17 protein-coding genes are annotated in these 17,267 nt (G+C 71.2%); 8 read left to right on the top strand and 9 right to left on the bottom strand.

Translation table 11 applies throughout. From position 1 onward, the window contains the following. Window positions 1-24: 24 nt before the first annotated feature. Window positions 25-732: an ABC transporter ATP-binding protein gene (locus tag AB0O15_RS29230; RefSeq protein ID WP_364324586.1), complete on the top strand. Its 708-nt coding sequence runs from the start codon at window positions 25-27 to the stop codon at window positions 730-732. Between the two features lie 88 nt (window positions 733-820). On the opposite strand, the gene AB0O15_RS29225 is transcribed toward AB0O15_RS29230, so the two are convergent. Together AB0O15_RS29225 and AB0O15_RS29220 are read right to left on the bottom strand one after the other, a co-directional pair. Then, window positions 821-1,846, bottom strand: coding sequence for an NAD(P)-dependent oxidoreductase (locus AB0O15_RS29225; RefSeq protein WP_364324583.1), 1,026 nt, complete (start codon window positions 1,844-1,846; stop codon window positions 821-823). A gap of 696 nt (window positions 1,847-2,542) precedes the next feature. Then, on the bottom strand, window positions 2,543-3,418 hold the full coding sequence (locus tag AB0O15_RS29220; RefSeq protein WP_364324580.1) for an oxidoreductase: 876 nt from the start codon (window positions 3,416-3,418) through the stop codon (window positions 2,543-2,545). A 124-nt stretch (window positions 3,419-3,542) separates the two neighbouring features. Here AB0O15_RS29220 and AB0O15_RS29215 point away from each other — a divergent pair, with 124 nt between their 5' ends. Beyond that, on the top strand, window positions 3,543-4,436 hold the full coding sequence (locus tag AB0O15_RS29215) for a LysR family transcriptional regulator (RefSeq protein WP_364324577.1): 894 nt from the start codon (window positions 3,543-3,545) through the stop codon (window positions 4,434-4,436). Window positions 4,437-4,450: 14 nt separating this feature from the next. Here AB0O15_RS29215 and AB0O15_RS29210 read toward each other — a convergent pair whose 3' ends face one another. Next, window positions 4,451-5,191 (bottom strand): SGNH/GDSL hydrolase family protein, encoded by a 741-nt coding sequence (locus AB0O15_RS29210; protein WP_364324574.1) that lies wholly within the window; start codon window positions 5,189-5,191, stop codon window positions 4,451-4,453. Window positions 5,192-5,303: 112 nt separating this feature from the next. Here AB0O15_RS29210 and AB0O15_RS29205 point away from each other — a divergent pair, with 112 nt between their 5' ends. From AB0O15_RS29205 to AB0O15_RS29195, 3 genes are read left to right on the top strand one after another with little or no spacing between them, the layout of a single operon-like run. Then, complete coding sequence (locus tag AB0O15_RS29205) at window positions 5,304-5,978, top strand: response regulator transcription factor (RefSeq protein ID WP_364324570.1); 675 nt, start codon at window positions 5,304-5,306, stop codon at window positions 5,976-5,978. 17 nt (window positions 5,979-5,995) lie between these two features. Next, window positions 5,996-7,375 carry a HAMP domain-containing sensor histidine kinase gene (locus AB0O15_RS29200; protein WP_364324567.1) on the top strand — a complete coding sequence of 460 codons (1,380 nt, stop codon included), beginning with the start codon at window positions 5,996-5,998 and terminating at the stop codon, window positions 7,373-7,375. After that, complete coding sequence (locus AB0O15_RS29195) at window positions 7,372-7,845, top strand: hypothetical protein (RefSeq protein ID WP_364324564.1); 474 nt, start codon at window positions 7,372-7,374, stop codon at window positions 7,843-7,845. Before AB0O15_RS29200 ends, AB0O15_RS29195 begins: the two co-directional genes overlap by 4 nt. Here AB0O15_RS29195 and AB0O15_RS29190 read toward each other — a convergent pair whose 3' ends face one another. Further along, window positions 7,846-9,030, bottom strand: coding sequence for an acyltransferase (locus AB0O15_RS29190; protein WP_364324561.1), 1,185 nt, complete (start codon window positions 9,028-9,030; stop codon window positions 7,846-7,848). It lies immediately after the preceding gene. A gap of 202 nt (window positions 9,031-9,232) precedes the next feature. On the opposite strand from AB0O15_RS29190, the gene AB0O15_RS29185 reads away from it, so the two are divergent. Then, complete coding sequence (locus AB0O15_RS29185; protein ID WP_364324558.1) at window positions 9,233-9,673, top strand: hypothetical protein; 441 nt, start codon at window positions 9,233-9,235, stop codon at window positions 9,671-9,673. A 139-nt stretch (window positions 9,674-9,812) separates the two neighbouring features. On the opposite strand, the gene AB0O15_RS29180 is transcribed toward AB0O15_RS29185, so the two are convergent. Continuing rightward, on the bottom strand, window positions 9,813-11,639 hold the full coding sequence (locus AB0O15_RS29180; RefSeq protein WP_364324555.1) for an endonuclease/exonuclease/phosphatase family protein: 1,827 nt from the start codon (window positions 11,637-11,639) through the stop codon (window positions 9,813-9,815). Window positions 11,640-11,659: 20 nt separating this feature from the next. Next, a complete protein-coding gene (locus tag AB0O15_RS29175; protein ID WP_364324552.1) occupies window positions 11,660-13,717 on the bottom strand; it encodes a hypothetical protein in 2,058 nt (685 codons plus the stop codon). Between the two features lie 199 nt (window positions 13,718-13,916). On the opposite strand from AB0O15_RS29175, the gene AB0O15_RS29170 reads away from it, so the two are divergent. Next, window positions 13,917-14,735 carry a polysaccharide deacetylase family protein gene (locus AB0O15_RS29170; protein WP_364324549.1) on the top strand — a complete coding sequence of 273 codons (819 nt, stop codon included), beginning with the start codon at window positions 13,917-13,919 and terminating at the stop codon, window positions 14,733-14,735. A 190-nt stretch (window positions 14,736-14,925) separates the two neighbouring features. Here AB0O15_RS29170 and AB0O15_RS29165 read toward each other — a convergent pair whose 3' ends face one another. Beyond that, window positions 14,926-15,414: an RICIN domain-containing protein gene (locus AB0O15_RS29165; RefSeq protein ID WP_364324546.1), complete on the bottom strand. Its 489-nt coding sequence runs from the start codon at window positions 15,412-15,414 to the stop codon at window positions 14,926-14,928. Between the two features lie 153 nt (window positions 15,415-15,567). On the opposite strand from AB0O15_RS29165, the gene AB0O15_RS29160 reads away from it, so the two are divergent. Further along, entirely contained in the window at window positions 15,568-15,792 is a 225-nt protein-coding gene (locus AB0O15_RS29160; protein ID WP_364324543.1) for a hypothetical protein, read from the top strand. Here AB0O15_RS29160 and AB0O15_RS29155 read toward each other — a convergent pair. After that, on the bottom strand, window positions 15,782-16,381 hold the full coding sequence (locus tag AB0O15_RS29155; protein WP_364324540.1) for a hypothetical protein: 600 nt from the start codon (window positions 16,379-16,381) through the stop codon (window positions 15,782-15,784). The two genes, AB0O15_RS29160 and AB0O15_RS29155, sit on opposite strands and share 11 nt — an antisense overlap. Before the next feature lie 47 nt (window positions 16,382-16,428). Next, on the bottom strand, window positions 16,429-17,196 hold the full coding sequence (locus AB0O15_RS29150) for a DUF427 domain-containing protein (protein WP_364324535.1): 768 nt from the start codon (window positions 17,194-17,196) through the stop codon (window positions 16,429-16,431). Between the last annotated feature and the right edge of the window lie 71 nt (window positions 17,197-17,267).

Genomic DNA, 17,267 nt, shown 5'->3' with positions numbered 1-17,267 from the left:
CGATCGAGCCGGAGGGACAACCTGATGGCAGACACCGTCCTCGCGGTGCACGGCGCCGGAAAGCGCTACCCGGGCGGGGTCGACGCGCTCGCGGACGTCTCCCTGCGCATCACAGCCGGTGAGCTGCTGGCCATCGTCGGACCGTCCGGCTCGGGCAAATCCACCCTGCTGCACCTGATGGGCACCTTGGACCGCCCCTCCACCGGCACGGTGCATCTCGGCGGCCACGACACGTCCCGCATGACGGACCGGGAGTTGTCCGCGCTGCGCGGGCGCATGCTCGGCTTCGTCTTCCAGCAGTTCCACCTCGCCGAGGGGCTGACCGCCGAGGAGAACGTGGCGACCGGAGCGCTCTACTGCGGGATCCCGCGCCGGCGCCGTCCCGCGATGGCCCGCGAGGCGCTGGCCCGGGTCGGACTGGCCCACCGCATGAGTCACCGCCCGGGCCAGCTCTCGGGCGGTGAACGCCAGCGTGTCGCCATCGCCCGCGCGCTGGTGAACAAACCGGCGCTGGTGCTGGCGGACGAACCGACCGGCGCCCTGGACACCGCGACAGGGCGGGCCGTCCTGGAACTCATGCGGCAGCTGCACGCCGAGGGCAGCACGATCGCCGTGATCACCCACGACCGCGACATCGCCGCGGCCCTGCCGCGCCGGATCGAGATCCGCGACGGCCGCCTGGTCGCCGACATCATCCAAATGATCCCCACCCGCGGCGGCGCCGGATGTTGACGAGGAGGCTTATCCGCTACGGTCAGTAACACATGGACCGGATAGTCACGGGAAGGTTCACGCCCGCCGGTCATGCGGTGCCACCGGCCTATTGACCGGGCGTCGGAGTCTCAGTCATCTGACGGAGGCCCTCGTCCACGGTGACGGCCGGCGTGTAACCCAGGGCGGTGCGCGCCCGCGTGATGTCGTAGGCCCGGTCCCGCCCCATGAACGAGATGATCCATTGAGTCAGTGGCGGTGCGGTGGCGCTGCGCCGGGCTCTGGCCAAGGTCTGCATGAGCGTGGCGAGTGGCGACGCGATTGCCCGCGGGTAGCTGGCCGCCTTGCTCACGTCGATGCCCTGGGTCGCGAGCAACGGGGTGAAGAACTCCCGGACAGCACGGGGGCTGTCGTCGGTCACATAGCAGACCAGGCCGTGCTCGCCCCGGGTGAGCGCCAGGGCGGCGGCGTGAGCGAGGTTCTCGACGTGGCAGAAATCGATCGTGTGCCGGCCCTCGTCGATCCAGGAGAACCGGCCGGCCTCCACCGTGTCGATGAATCCCCGCAGATTCATCCCGCGGCCCCACAGGAACGGCGGCCGGAGGATCACCAGGGCGGTGTCCTCATGGGGTTGTGACAGCATCTCCTGCTCCGTGCGCAGTTTGATCCGGCTGTAGGCGATGTTCGGCCGGCCGGTGTCGGAGATCTCGTCGACGACGCTCGCGTCGTTGCCGCCGGTGGAGACGCTCGCCGCCGAGAGCAGAACGAATCGCTTGACCTTGGCGGCGACGGCGGCACGGTACAGAGCCAGTGCCGGTCTCAGGTTGCGGTCGATGAACAGCTCATCAGGCCCCCAGAACGCCATGAGGGCCGCCGCGTGGACAACGGCGTCGACCTTGCCCAGGACGTCCACCCAGCCGGCCCCGAGGCTCGGCCGGCGCACACCGGAATCGGCCTCATCGTGCTCGACCAGTTCCTCCAGATCGCCGCGTACCAGCAACGCTCCGGCCGCCGCGACCGCCTCGGCGGCCCGGGAGGACCTTGCGAGACCATGCACCACATGCCCGTCGGCGACCAGCTTGCGAATGATGGCCGCACCGGCGAAGCCCGATCCACCGGTGAGGAAGACGTCCACAGAACCTCCATAAAAGTTGATCTCTCGCCTGCATCGTAGACGCCGCCGGGTCGAGCCATCGATGCCGAGCCATCGGCCGGTGACTTCAGCTGGCGGCGAAGGCCCCGCGGCCAGATCAGGCCGTTGCGCGGCGCGTGAGTGACCGCATGAGTGCGACGCACCTTCACGATGCGATCAGGCGCTCGATCGAGCCGGCGGAGAGCAACCTTTCCGGTGCGAGGTCCGTCAAGGGGATATGACTGGAAAAATTCGGCCCTGGAGGCGGCGTACGCGCTCCTGGTCTCATCCCTCCGGCGCTCCGTCTCGCGTCGCTCATCACCTGCCGGCGCTTGACGAGTTCACCGGTGGACCGGAGAGCGAGAGCATCGTAGTGAGCGAATTGCGAAAGCACCTCGGAAGCTTGCCGACGGCACGGACTGAGTTCCGTGACGAGGAGGTGGACTCGCTCCTCGTCGCCGGTCGCAAACTCCTCCGCCGGGAACGGATCCTCACCTTCACCGTCCTGACTGTGCTCGCTCTCCCCGTGGCCGCCGCGGCCCTCCTTGCCGGCATGAGTCTCTAAGCCACCCGCACCGATACCGATTGTCGTGAGTCGTCAACGCGTGTGCCGTAGCGTTTGATGGAGTCGAAAGATCTGGTCGGCGGTCTTGGTAGCGAGCTGCGGGGGCGTGGGCGCGCGAACTCGACCGCTCCCGGTCAGATGCCGGCCGGCAGCGGAAATCCGGTGCCGGTGAGGCTCTCGGAGATGTCCCACAATCGTCTCGCGATGTCGTCGTCGAGCGCTTCGCCGGACACCTTTTCGAGGGCGGCCGGGCCGCGTACGCCGAACAGGCTGGGACCCGAGAGGCTGGCCGCGGGCACCTCACCCACGGTGGCCAGCAGGGTCGGCCGGGCCCCGCCCTCGGCGCTCTGGGCCAGGAGCCGCGTGCCCAGCACGAGCGCGCGGTCGACGATCCGCCGGCCGGTGGTCATCGTGAATCCGGTGGCGGCCCAGCCGGGTTCCGCCGCGGTGGCCCGGACCGATGAGCCGGCCTCGGTCAGGCGGCGTTGCAGCTCGCGGGTGAACAACATGTTGGCCAGCTTGGTCTGGCCGTAGGCGCCGAACGGGCGGTAGGGCCGCCGTTCCCATTGCAGGTCATCGAAGCCGATGTGCGCGTCGCGGTAGTTCCGCGAGGTCACCGTGACCACGCGCCCGGTGATCCGGCCGACGAGCAGGTTCGTCAGGGCGAAGTGCCCGAGATGGTTGACGCCGAACTGTCCTTCGAAGCCGTCGGCGGTCAGGCGGCGGGTGGCGGTCATGAAGCCGGCGTTGTTGATCAGGTAATCGATCGGGCCGTCGAGCGTATCGGCGAACTCACGCACCGAGGCCAGGGAACCGAGGTCGAGCGGGCGGGACTCGGCGCGGGCACCGATCTCGGCGGCGGCCGCGCGGCCGCGGGTCTGGTCGCGTACCGCGATGACGACCCGTGCGCCCTTGGCGGCCAGCGCGGCCGCGGCGGCCTTGCCGATGCCGCTGCTGCCACCGGTGATGATCGCGGTGCGGCCCGTCTGATCCGGGATGCGCATGGTCATCGCCCGGCCAGAAGTCTGTCGATGGTCATACCGGGAATGACATCAACGGGCCGGCTTCGTCGTCCAAGACCTGTATCGCACCTCGTGATGCGGGAAACGCATGACGCGGGGCTACCCTGGAGCGATGCCTCCCGATCTGGACCTGCGGCTGGTCCGGTACTTCACGGTCGTCGCCGAGCGGCTGAACTTCGCCCGCGCGGCCGAAGAGCTGCGCGTGGCCCAGCCGTCGCTGAGCCGGCAGATCCAGCGTCTGGAGAACGTGCTCGGCGTGCGGCTGCTGGAGCGCACCACCCAGGGCAGCCGCCTCACCGCCGCCGGCGCCGCCTTCCTGCCCCAGGCTCAGCGCCTGCTGCATGACGCCGGGCGGGCGATCCAGGCGGCGGTGGCTGCGGCGCCGGCGCGCACGATCACCATCGGGTACGCCGACGATCTCGTCGTCACACCGGCGGTCCGCAACCTGCGCCACCGCTTCCCGGACGCGCACGTCCGTACCCGTCATCTCGCCGCCCAGGACGCCGCCACCCTGCTCGACCGGCGGGTCGACGCCCTGGTCACCCGCACCCCGCTGCCCATCCCGGCCGAGAAGATCGAGGTGACGGTCCTGTACGACGAGGCCCGGGTCCTGCTCGTGCCGTCGTCGCACCCGTTCGCCGGCAAGGACGCGGTCACGGCCGCGGACATCGCCGCCGAGCCGCTGGTGGGCTGCACCGGCATGGGCGCCGGGTGGACGACGTTCTGGCGGCTCGAACCCCGGCCGGACAGCGAACCGGCACCGCTCGGTCCCACGCTGGCCGAGACGTACGAGGACAAGCTCGAAGCCATCGCCGGCGGCACCGCCATCGCCGTCGTCCCGGCCGGCGACCGCCGCCACACCCTGCGCCCGGGCCTGGCCACCGTGGCCCTCGACGACGTCGAGCCGTGCCAGGTGGTCGTGGCCGTGCGGGCCGCCGACCCGAACCCGCTGGTCGCCGAATTCGTGCGGTCGGCCCACGACCTGGTGCTGCCCGAGGCGGCGTAGGAAGCAGGCGCGGGTCAGCAGCCGATGAAGCGTCGGTCGCCCGACCAGCCGGAGTTGGCCCAGGTCGCCGGGTCGGGCGGGCGGAAACCGGGGTAGAGCTCGGCGAGTTCGCGGAGCAGCCAGCTGGTGAAGCGCGCGGCGCCTTGCGGGCAGGTGTGGATCCCGTCGGAGCTGCGGTCCGCGACGCCGTTGCGGGTCCGCTGGTAGGTGGTGCCCCACACCTCGGCGGCGTCGAGCACGACGGTGCCGGCGCCGACCGCCCGGGCGGCACCGGCCGCGTTGGCGAGTTCGTCCATGTGTGGCTCGTAGAAGTCGTCCGGTTTGATCGGGGGCATGGTGACGAAGACCAGCCGTGCCCCCGACTGGGCCACGGTGGTGGCCAGTCGCTCGTAAGCGGCCTGCTGTTCCTGCTCGCCGCCCCAGTCGTAGGTGGTGATCTGGTAGATCACCGTGCTGGGCCGGGCGCCGGCGAGACGGTCCGGGAGCGTCCGCCACAGCTGTTCGGAGACGGGGCCGACCACGGTGCCGCCGCCGTCGGAGGCCATCGAGTGGAACTCGACCCCGGCGGCGCCGAGCGCCACGTTCAGGGGCAGCGCCTGCCCGGCGGCCACGGAGTCGCCGAGCAGAATCACCCGGGTCGGTCCGGCCGGAGGGGCGGCGGACGGCGCGCCCGGTCGGTCGTCTCCGGCCGAGCAGCCCGCCGTCACCACGAGGAGCGCCGCCAGTCCGAGCATGAGCCTGTCGCGTCTGATCATGGCGTCGAGCGTGCCGAGCACGTGTCCCGGCCGGTCCGGGATGATGTCGCAGGTGTGTCGCAGCGGCGGCCGGGATCGGTGCGGACTGGCACGCCGGCGGCATACTGCCTGGATGGCATCGGTGCTGCTCATCGAGGATGATCCGCTGGTGCGGCGAGGGCTGCGGCTCGCGTTGACCCGGCACGGTCATGACCTGCGTACGGCCGGCTCGGGCGAGGCGGGGCTGGACGAGTTCCGGTCCGCGCCACCGGATCTGGTGGTGCTCGACCTGATGCTGCCGGGCATGGACGGCATCGAGGTGTGCCGGCGGATCCGGTCCGCCGGCGAGGTGCCGGTGATCATGCTCACGGCGCGTGGTGACGACTTCCACGTGGTCGACGGCCTGGAGGCGGGCGCGGACGACTATGTGATCAAGCCGGTGCAGCCGACGGTCCTGGACGCGCGGATCCGGGCGGTGCTGCGGCGCAGCGTCGGCGCGCCGGACGGCACCAAACTGTTCCGGGAGCTGGTGATCGACACCGTGGGGCTCGCCGTCTCGGTGGGCGGCCGGCCGGTGGCGCTGACACCGACCGAGCTGCGCCTGCTGCTGACCATCTCCCGGGCCCCGGGCCGGGTGTTCAGCCGGCAGCAGCTGCTCAGCGAGGTCTGGGAGCAGGACTTCCTCGGCGACTCCCGGCTGGTCGACAACTGTGTGCAACGGCTCCGGGCCAAGATCGAGACTGACCCGGCGGCACCGGTCTACGTGCAGACCGTACGCGGCTTCGGGTACCGGTTCGGGCCGTTGTGAGGCCGCGCGGGCTGCGGATGCGGCTGGTCGTCGCCTTCGCGCTGGTGGCGGCGCTCAGCGTGGTGGTGACGGCCTGGGCCAGTGCCCAGTCGGCCCGTGCCGCCCTGGTCGCCTCCGCCCAGCAACAACTGGTCCGCGGCGTCGCCGAGCAGATCGGCGCGACCGCACCCACCCTCACCTATCCCCCGGCCCAGGACAGCCTCGACCGGCTGCGGGCCGCGGTCGGGGCGAACACGGTGGTCGTCTACCGCTCGCTACGCTCCTCGGCCGGCGACGGGCCCGGCCTGATCACCGCCGAGCTGCGCGGCGCCGTCGCCGCCCGGGAACGGCTGGTGACCCAGCGGATCGTCGCCGGTGACCGGCCATGGCTGCTGATCGGCACCCCGGTGATGATCACCGCGCCGGACGGCGCGCGTTCCGCCTCCGGGATCCAGGTGTACGCGGCCCGCGATCTCACCGCCGTCGACCGCCAGGTCGACCGCCTCGTACGCTCCACCCTGGGCACCGCGGCGCTGGCGCTGGCCCTCGCGGTCCTGCTGGCCCTGGTGGCCGCGGGCAGCGTCCTGCGCCCGGTGGCCAAGCTCCGCGACACCGCGCGCCGGCTGGCCGACGGCGACCTCGGCGCCCGGACGCCGCCGCGGGGCGCCGACGAACTGGCCGAGCTGACCGTCACCGTCAACGAGATGGCCGCATCGGTGCAGACATCGATGGCCACGATGCATCGGATGCAGACCGAGGCGCGGCGGTTCGCCGCGGACGTCTCCCACGAGCTGCGTACGCCGCTGAGCACGCTCACCGCCGTCGTCGAGGTCCTCGGTGACGCCGCCGACGCGATGGACGCCGACGCCCGCGAGTCGGTGACGCTGGCCATCATGGAGACGAACCGGCTGGTGGCGCTGGTCGAGGATCTGATGGAGGTGTCCCGGTTCGACGCCGGCACGGCCGGTCTCCGGCGGGAGGTGATCGATCTGCCATCCGTGGTCCACGGCACGCTGCGCGCCCGGGGCTGGCTGCACCGGGTGACCGTGTCGGCGCCGGACCGGCTCGAGGCGCGGCTGGACCCCCGCCGGCTCGACGTCATCGTCGCCAACCTGGTCGGCAACGCCCTGCGGCACGGCGCTCCGCCGGTGCGGGTGAGTGTTTCCGCCACGGCCGCCGAGGTGCTGATCGAGGTCACCGACGGCGGCCCTGGGCTGCGCCCGGAGGCGCTGCGGCACGTCTTCGACCGCTTCTGGAAGGCGGACGCCGCGCGGACGCGTACCCCGGGAAGTGGTCTTGGTCTGGCCCTGGCCCGCGAGAACGCGCGCCTGCACGGAGGCGACCTGACCGCCGGGAACACCGGCACCGCGGGAGCCCGGTTCGTGGCGGCGCTGCCGACCGGATCGGAGCAGGGATGAGACGGGCCGGGTGGATGGTCGCGGTGCTGCTGCTCGCCGGGTGCGGCATCGAACCGACCGGCGTGACCGACGGCGGCGACGCCCCGACCGGCGTGGCGCCCGGCATGACGCTGTATTTCGTCGATGGCACGGGCGCGCTGGTGACGCAGCAGCCCGACACCGACCGCCTCGGCACCATCTCCGACGCGGTGTCGCTGTTGCTGGCCAGCTCCGGAACCCCCCAGCGGCGCACCGAGATCGCGGACGTGGGCGTGACCCGGGTCGGCGTCATCGTCGCCGGTGACGTCATCGAGCTGCGGGTGCCGCTGGCCGGCCGCGACGTGACCGCACGGGGCATCGACCAGATCGTGTGCACCGCGATTGCCGCCCATGTGCAGAGCGGAGGATCCCTGCGCAGCACCGTCCGGATCATCTTCACCGTGGCCGAGCCCGGCGCCGACCGCGCCCGCACGTGCCCGGTGATCGGCTGATCAGCCGAGGTCGGTGACGTCGATGACCGGCGCCGGTGGTGCGGGCAACGCCGTCCACAGCAGCAGCAGCGCTGCCGCCGCCGCGACGACCGCCAGCACACCCCGCCGCCCCCGCGCCCACCCGGCCCGGAACCGGATCGGGTCCTCGACCAGATACTTCGACAGCAGCGCCAGAACGGCCGACACCACGCAGACGAGTACGGTCCAAGCCCATCCGCCGAGCCCGGTCCGCCGCGGGGACAGCAGCAGGATCACCGGCCAGTGCCACAGATACAGGCTGTAGGAGACCTGTCCGAGCCACCGCAGCGGCCACACCGCGAGGATCCGCGCGGTCACCGACGACGGCCGGCCGCAGCAGAACCCGATCAACGCCGCGGACGCCAGCGAATGCGCGAGGAGCCCGCCGGTGAACAGCCACGCCGACGTCACACCGTCGGCCAGCACCCAGATCGTGCCGATCCCGGCGACCACCACCAGCCCACCCACCTCGGCCCATCGCCCGGCCACCACCCGGCCCAGCCAGGATCGCACCGGCGCGGTGGCGACGAAGGCGCCCAGCAGCAGCGAGAACGCCCGGGTATCGGTGCCGGTGTAGACCCGGCTCGGATCCGCCGGATCGACCAGCACGGCCATCAGCGTCACCGACACCGCCGACAGCAGCAGAGCGACCACCGCGACCCAGCCATCCGCGCGCCGCCCCCGCCGCGCGATGAGCAGGACGATCACCGGCCACATCAGATAGAACTGCTCCTCGACGGCGATGCTCCACAGGTGTTCGAACACCCGCGCGGCACCGAACCGGTCCCAGTACCCGGCCGAGTCGGCGAGCAGATGCCAGTTGATCAGGTTCGCCAGCACCCACGGCCCGTCCGCGAGCGTCGAGCGCACCAGATCGTCCGGCATCAGCGCCCACACCAGCACGCTGACGCACCCGAGCATGAGCGCGAGCGCGGGCAGCAACCGGCGGATCCGCCGGCCCCAGAAGGACCTCAGGGACACGCCGCCGGTCGATCGGACCTCGCGCAGCAGCAGACCGGTGATCAGATATCCGGAAAGCGCGAAGAACAGATCGACCCCGAGGAACCCACCGGCGAGGTTCCCGGTGTGGAACATCAGGACCCCCACGATGGCCGCGCCCCGCAGACCTTCCAGCGCGGCCACGTACGGCGTGTGCACATTCACCATGCCCCGACCGTCGGGCATCCACGTCGAGGCCCGGTCCGACCGACGTCCTGATCGTGTCGCAACCCGAGCCGACGCAGCGAAAGCCCGAGGCTCTTCAGGATTCGCGTCGAGACGCCGGCGTCGGGAACCCGGGAAACTGGTTCCGGCCCCGCGCTGCCTCCCCCGGGGCCGCGCGGCACAAGCGTGTGCGTACGCTGCTCACGTGGGCGAGGGACAACTCACAGCGCGAGGCGGCCGGCGGGTACGCCTGACCTACGCCGGGTTCCTCGCCATCACGCTGGTCATGACCGCGATCGTGGCTACCCTGCCGATCATCTTCGTCGTCGCGCTCCCGGAGGAGCCGGCCCTGATCGTCGTGCTCCCCACGACGGCGATCTTCCTGGTCCGGGTCGCGTTCCTGATGACCGCGCTCAGCCAGGGCCTGCGGTCGGTCCCCAGCGATCGTGTCCGTTCCATCCCCGCCCGCGTCGACTGGATCATCGCGGCGGTTCCCGCGATCGCCGGCGTCATCGCCTACAGCTTCCTCGACGGTGAGCTGGGCCTGATCGTGGGCGTCGCGATGACCGCGGTCTGTCTGTTCCCGGCATGGGCCAGCGACACCGCGGCCCGTCTCGCCGACGCCCGCCACGCCGGCCGGCCCTGACTCACTGGTGAGCGTCTCCGATCGGGTCGCCCGGACGCTACCGCACCGCGCTTGAAGGCGGCTGACGGCGCCGCGCGCCAACCTTCGACGGTTCCCCGGCAGGCGATCCCGGTGAAGTGCAGCGACGCGGATGCGTCCCTCATCCCTCGAGCGTCACCGCCACCGGGGCGTGGTCGGATGCGGTCGTTGTGCCGACCCGTACGTCGGTCACGCGCAAGCCGCCCAGCACCAGGATGTGGTCGATCTCCTCGACCGGATTGCCGGCCGGGAACGTCGGCACCGGACGGAAGGGCGCCAGGCCGTCGGCCAGGCCACCGTCGCGGAAGAGGCCCATCGTGGTGCCGTCCGGCGCGATGTTCAGGTCGCCGGCGATCACGGTCGGGCCGCCGCCGAAGCCCTTGGCGAACGCGGTCAGGGCGCGGGCCTGCGCGTCGGGGGCGCCGTCGGGAGGCGGTTGCAGGTGGGTCGCCACCACGGTCCACTCGCGGCCGGCGACCGGCACGGTGACACCGAGGGCCTGCGCGCCGGTCGGTGCGCCGGCGGCCGGCAGAACCAGGCTGCGCACGGTGCCGACGCGCAGGCGGGTGAGTATCGCGTCGCCCCAGACCGGGTCGGCGGCCGGTGCGAAGTAGGCGTGCATGTCCAGCCGGCGCGCGAGCAGCGCGAGGTCGTCGTGGCCGCCGTTGAGCAGCCAGGCCCGGTCGACCTCGGACAGGGCGACGACGTCGGGCCGCTCCACGGCGATCGCCCGGGCGGTCGCGTCCGGGTCGAACCTCCCGTTCAGCCCGAAGCCCATCCGGATGTTGTAGGCGACGAGCCGCAGCCGGGGCTGGTCCGGTCCACGGCGGTCTCCGCTGGTCCGCGCCACGCCGGCCAGGCCGGTCGAGACGCCGAGCAGCACGACGGCCGTCACCACCACGGCCGGTCGTACGACGATGACCCGGGCCGGACCCGGCGCACGCCAGGCGTAGACCGCTGCGGCAAGACCAACGGCGACGGGCACCCACTGGTTCGGATAGCCGATGTCGTAGGCCGCGTAGTACGCGATCGCGGCGAGGCCGAAGACCAGCACCCCACTGACGAGCGCGTAACCACGGTGCTTCGCGCGTTCCGCGGCCAGCCCGACGCAGATGCCGAGGGATGGCGCGGCGAGCAGGATGGCGACCGGCAGCCAGCGGCCACCGGCGTAGGCGAATACCACGGTGCCTCCGACGAGCCCCAGCCCGGCGGCGAGCCGCAGCCGTTCCGGTGGGCTCACGGCGGACCAGAGGAAGAGCAACGCGCCCGCGACGCTGATCGGGGCGTGCAGGAAGGGGCGGTTGGTGTCCTCGAAGGGTGCGCCCAGGTAGGACAGCGCGACGGAGTTGAGGGCCGGTGAGACGGCAAGCATGCCGGCGAGCAGCAGGGCCGGGCCGACGATGAACCAGCCGCCCGCCGGCGACTCCGGATCATCCTGGTCACCGGCCGACAGCCACAGGAACGCGGCCACCTCCGCGAGCCCGGCCAGCCACGCCCACCAGCTGGTGCGCCAGCTCAGGTCGACCATGCCGAGCACGGCGTGCTGGATGCTCGCGGCGGCGATCCCGAGCGGCACCCCCGGGCTGACCCGGGCGCCGCGGTCGGCCGTCGCGGCCAGCCAGCCGATCCCGGCCAGCAGCCCGGCCGAAGCGAGGTAGAGCTGCGGCCGGCCGCCGTGCACGAAGAGCAGGGCGGCACGGGCGGCGCCGAGGAGCACGGCGGCGGCGACGGCGACCCGCCGCGGGCCGAGCCACCGGCACAGCGGGGGTGCGGCGAAGCCACCGAGGAGCCAGACCAGCCCGAAGGCGCCGAGGAGCCACGCCGGGGTCGACGCCGCCTGTCCGAAGATGGTGATGATCGACGGCAGCCAGACCCGGAGCACGTCGACGAACAGCAGGACTCCCACCGCGAGCCCGAAGGCCCGGCGCGCAACGCCACGGAGTTCCATTCCTGGACGGTATCCCGCGCCTATCGGGCGGCCTCCCACATCCGGACGTACGCCTCGGCCCCGGACAGCAACTGCTGCCGCAGCAGGGTGCTGTCGCCGCCGGACTGCTGGATGAGGTCGGTCGTCCAGTCGGCGAACAGGCCGTACTGGGCCGCGCCGTCGGTGTTGACGTCGAACGTCCGCGATCCGAAGACCTGCTTGGTCACCGTGGTGCCGTTGGGCGCGGTGAACGGGTAGACCAGCGGGTCGGCGGCGGCGTCCGGACGTGGGTTCGCCTGATCGCCGAGGCCGTTGACGTCGGTGCCGTAGCCGTACCCGGTGATGGCGCTGCCGTGCGGCCCGGCGCGGTTGGCGCGCCATTCGCTGAGGAACTCCGGTACGGAGTTCGCATACGTCGCCACGAAGCCGCCCAGCGCCAGTACCCGATCGATGATCGATGGATCGGACCAGCTGTGCACCGAGGTCACGCCCGGGTAGCCGGCGGCCGCGGCCAGGTCGAGCACCGCCTGCACGGTCTTCACACTCATGTGGTCGACGTGGATGATCATGCCGCGGTCGATCATCTTCTGGATGAGGTAGCGGCCGAGGGTGGTCAGCCCGCGGGTGTTGCAGATCTTGCCGCTGGGGTAGACCGGCAGCACGGTGCCGGGCGGCAGGTTCACGACGCCGAGGCTGAGCAGCCGGACCAGGTCGTCGTTGACGAGCGGCTGCTCGTTGTCGGACGGGCCGCTGCAGCTGGTGGCTGTCCACCAGTGCCCGGTGGACAGCAGGTTGCCCACGTTGACGAACGCTCCGCTGAGGCCCGAGTCGAACCGGGTGCCGCCGAAGGCGTTGTCGAACTTGTGCACCGGGTAGAGACCGGAGACACCGATCGACTGCAACTCGTCGAGGCCGGCGTCGATCTGGGCGGTGGTGCACTGCGGGACGTCGTTGATCTCGCGGCAGCCGAAGATCTCGGAGTTCTCGACGCCGATCGTCACGGCCAGCTTTCCCTGCGCGGCGATGGCGCGTACCTGCGCCGGCGTGGTGGCGATGCGGAACCAGCCCCGGCCGGCGCCGCCGCTCTGCGCGTCGATGTAGTCCTGCATCGAGTACAGGTACCGGGACTGGACCCGGATCTGATCCATCTCGTCGCACGAGGTGTCGCGGTAGGGGAACAGCTCGCAGATGGCGCGGTTCGCGACCAGCAGCGCGTTGAGCACGCGTTGGCCGGCCCGCCAGGAGCGTTCGATCCCCCGGTAGTACGACTGCTCGTGCAGCAACGAGTTGTGCTGCGGCCAGTCGCCGAAGGTCGGCCAGCCGTCCTCGGGAGAGTTCACCGGGTCGGTTCCCCCGACGATCGCCTCGAACAGGGCACCCACGTTGAGGCTGCGGTGCGTGTCGCAGCCGGCGAGCGCCGTCTGGACGCCACCGGAGGCCCACGCCTCTCCGCAGTGCATCCGCCCGCCGAACGCGGCGGCCGCGGTGATGTGTGCGTGGGCGTCGATGGTGCCCACGAGCCGGCCGCTGCTGTCGACGCCGGGCGCGGCGGTGCCGCTGACGCCGGGATCGATGTCCGGCGGGGTGTAGCAGCCTGTCGCGGTGGCCAGAGCGACGGTGTACGACGATCCGGCCGCTCCGAGCCGGCCCAGGAGCGAGCCCATGACCTGGCCGGTGGCGGTCGCGGTGAACCGGTACCGGTCGCCGGTCTTGGTCACCGTGAAGTCGGCCCGGTCGCCGTACGAGTCCCCGGCGAGGACAAAACCGACGACGCTCTGGTACGCCGGTCTGCCGTCGGAGCCGAACACCTCGTAGCGGCCGAGCTGGGTGGCCTCCAGCCGGAACGGCGTGGCGCCGGCGACGGCGGAGGTGAAGCCGTAGCCGGCACCGCTGCGCGCCACGTAGCCCACCGGGCTAGAGCCGTTGTGGACCTGCAGCGTTGCGCATGCGCCGTCGAGGGCGTCGGCGTCGGGCGTGATCGGCGCGGCCTGAGCTGCGGGCACGGAGACGACCGTGGCCACGGCGAGCGAGAGGAGCGCGGCCACCGGGTAGGCGGATGTGCGGTTGCGGCGGAATCGGTGGCGCAGCGACAGGGACATGGCGGCGGTCCCTTCTTGCAGGCCGGATGGCTCGCTCCGGCGGCCGAAGTTCATTGAGCGTCAGACAGGCATCGGTTGTTGTCAAGACGTCGCATCAATGGATCAAGGGAGCCGGTGTCGCCGGGGCCATAGGCCTGTTGGTCGGTCAAGAGCAGGAGTAACGTCCGGATTCGCCACCCGAGGACATAGAGGAGCAGCGATGAACCGCTTCGTGCGCGGACTGCTGGCAGCGGCGCTCGGGTTGCCCCTCGCGATGTCCACCACGACGCAGGCGGCCCAGGCGGATCAGAAGTGTCGTGACTGGATCGGAATGACCTTCGACGACGGTCCCAGCCACTACCGGAGCGCGACCCTGCGAACCCTGCGCCGTAACGGCGTTCCGGCCACCTTCTTCGACGTCGGCATGCGCGTCGAGGCGAATCCGCAGTTCGCCGCGTTCGAGGCTGGTGAGGGTCACCTCGTCCTCAACCACACCTGGAGTCATCCACACCTGCCCACTCTCACGCCGGCGCAGGTGCGGTCGCAGGTCCTCCGGACCCAGCAGGTGCTTCGCAAGGCCGGCGCGCCGATGCCGTTCAAGCTTCTGCGGCCTCCGTTCGGCGACACCGATGACGCCGTCCGGGCGCAACTGGGCCGCCTGGGCTATCACTACGTCAACTGGGACGTGGTCGCCGTGGACTGGGACGTCGCCACCACCAGCGACGAGATCCGCGACACGATCGTGCAGGCCCTGCGGCCGGGACTGGTGATCCTGATGCACGACGGTCCGATCGACTCCGCGGCCGGAGCCGCCGTCCAGGCCGCGCTGCCGCAGGTGATCCACCAGGCCCAGCGGTCGGGCTACTGCTTCGGCCTGCTGAACGCCGTCGGCGAGGTGGTTCCGGCGCGGCTCCACGCTGGGCGGACGCCCGTTCCCCGGGTCGTCAACCCGGTGCCCTACCTGCCGCTCGGGCCGACCAGTGGCGACGTCCTGCCCCCGCAGCCGTACGTCATCGTCGATCCGGCCGCGGAGCTCTGACCGTCCAGGAATCGGCTTGCGGTAACGGCGCCGCCGCCAGCGGCGCCGGGTGGTCCCGGATACACGGGGAGCGGCAGATGTCTGAGTTCACCGCCCATCACGGCGTTGACAGCGCCGGACGGGTTCGACGACCTGGCCGATGTGAGGACGCGTGATCATGGATGGGGCTCGGGCGACGTACTCGGCATGCTTATAACAGCTGCCATTGTTGGCACGCCGCACCGGTGCATGTCGCTAGCCCGACGAGCTCGCCTTCGACCGTGCTCCTGTTCTCGACTTGAAGACAGTGGCCGTTGAGCGCGGAGCGGAACTCGTAGATGCCGACGGTTCCAGGCAGGAGCGTCTTATCCCAGTTCTGGTTCACCGTGCCGTTGCAGGGCATCTGAAACGCGTATCCGCCGAGCGCGGTCAGGCAGAAACCGGTGTGCCGGACTACGATCTGTCGAACGGACGTGAACAATGGTATGCGCCATATCTGGTGTTCTCCGCCGAAACATGGCCATTGCTGGGCCCACCATCCAGATTCGCTGCTGCCCCCGGCAATTTCGAGGCACTGGTTACTGTGCCGGTTGACCACTTTGTAGTAGGGATATGCGGCGGCGCCGGGAGTGGCAGTCGTGCCGATGATGGCTGCGGTGGCCGCGAGTGCGGCAAGCGCCCGACGGATGTGTCGATTCATGGTCCCTCCAGAGAGATGCAACGACGGCGGCGCACCGCACGCCGCGCAGGTTGCTACGGATCCGGGCGATGTTTCACGCTAGTCACGATGGGCCGGTCGGGGGCTACAGCGGGATCCGTACACCTACGTATCGGCTCGATTTCGATACGTATTGTGAGCGTGCCGAAAGACCCTGCGCCGAGCGCGGTGGCCGTACCCAGCGTGGTCTTCAGCTCGGCCGGCGGCGCCGAACGCAGCCCGGGCGTACCGCTCTACGAACTGAAGCGCCACGTCGAGGACGCATCTCCAGAAGTCCGGCCTGCGGACGACGCTCGTCCGGGCGGTCGCTACATCGACCGCCTGGTGCTCAGGGTCGCGCCGACGGGCATCAGGTGGTGACGGTGTCCGGGGCGGGAGCCGCCGGCCGGGGGCGACGCCCGGCGGCCCAGGCCCAGAGCGCGAACCCGATCGCGATCGCCAGCATGGTCAGCACGCCGCGCGGCCAGAAGATGTGGCTGTCCAGGAACGAGTAGCCGGCGCCGAGCAGAACGACCGTGCCCGCGAGGACGCCCGGACCGTGCCACGTCAGCAGCGCCACCGTGCCGGCCAGCACGGCGACGAGCAGGGCGTAGACGCCGGCGCGACCGATCTCGTCGGCCACCTCGTACAGGGCGAGCACCAACCGGCGCAGCTCGGACGGATCGCCGGGCTGTCCGGCGACCGTGCCCGCCCCGATGCCCGCGACGGCGTCCAGGCCCGTGTAGCCGACCGCGTAGACCGCCGCGCCCGCCCACGCGACAACCGTGGCCACTCCGGCCACGTCGGCACGCGGACGCCCGCGCAGCAGCACGACGAAGCCGAGAGCCAGCAGCGGGAACAACGGGAGCAAGACGATGTGCAGGTGGACCCAGTCGTGGGCGGTCGTGGCCGACAGGCCGCCGGGGTGCGCCAGCCCGGCCGCGGCCAGCAGCAGCGGTCCGACCGTCACGAGCGGCAGAGTCCACCCACCTCGGGCGGCATCGCGCGGTGCGGGCCTCAACGGACGAGGTGCGTGGTGGGGCGTTCGAGCCGCACCCCGTCCACGACGACGTCGACCTTCTCGTTGTAGAACGCGATCAGTCCCGCGATCGGCAGCAGCTGACGCGTCGGGAAGTCGTAGGTCCAGGCCAGGTCCGGCTCGACCTCGTCGCCGAGCCGGACCGACCAGTAGCCACTCGTGTTCCCCTTGTAGGGACAGGACGTCATCGTCCCGCTCGGCACCAGGTGGGTGAAGTCGACGGCGTGGCGGTCGAAGTAGTACCGCGTCGGCAACCCCGTCTCGAACACCATCACCGGCGCCGACGACTGCGCCAGGAGCACGCCGGCCGACTCGATCCGGACGGTCCGGGTGGAGCGCAGGGCGTCAACCCTCGTGTACGGGTTCCGCGGATGCACGTACACCTGCTCATCCTCTTCGAACCACGCGTCCAGCGCGTCCCACTCGAAGCGCACCGTCGACTCCAGCCCCGCCTGCGCGCCCTCGCCGTAGACCTTCGCCGCGTTCGGCCGGTCGACCGTGCCGGCTCGCAGGGCATGTCCCTGCGCCGGACCACGGCGCGATCGCAGCACGCGTCCCTCGTCGACCAGCATCGAACGGTCGACGTCGTCGAGCGGGATGTAGTACTGGGGATAGTTCGGCCACTCCCAGACGTACAGGGCGTTGACGGTGTCGAACACCAGCCGGCCGCCCACCTCACCGCGCACTCGCCGCGGAGCCGGCTCGACGGTGCCCGTCACGGCGATCATGCGTGGGTAATCAGCCATTCTGTCGTCCTGATCCCTCGGCGGTGCGGACGTCTGACGCTGGAACCACCGTAGAGCCGCAGGTCCGGCCG

Source organism: Actinoplanes sp. NPDC089786 (genome assembly GCF_040684855.1).
Classification (GTDB): Bacteria; Actinomycetota; Actinomycetes; order Mycobacteriales; family Micromonosporaceae; genus Actinoplanes.
The sequence above is the reverse complement of the archived record's forward strand: the minus strand, read 5'-3'. Positions and strand labels throughout refer to the sequence as shown.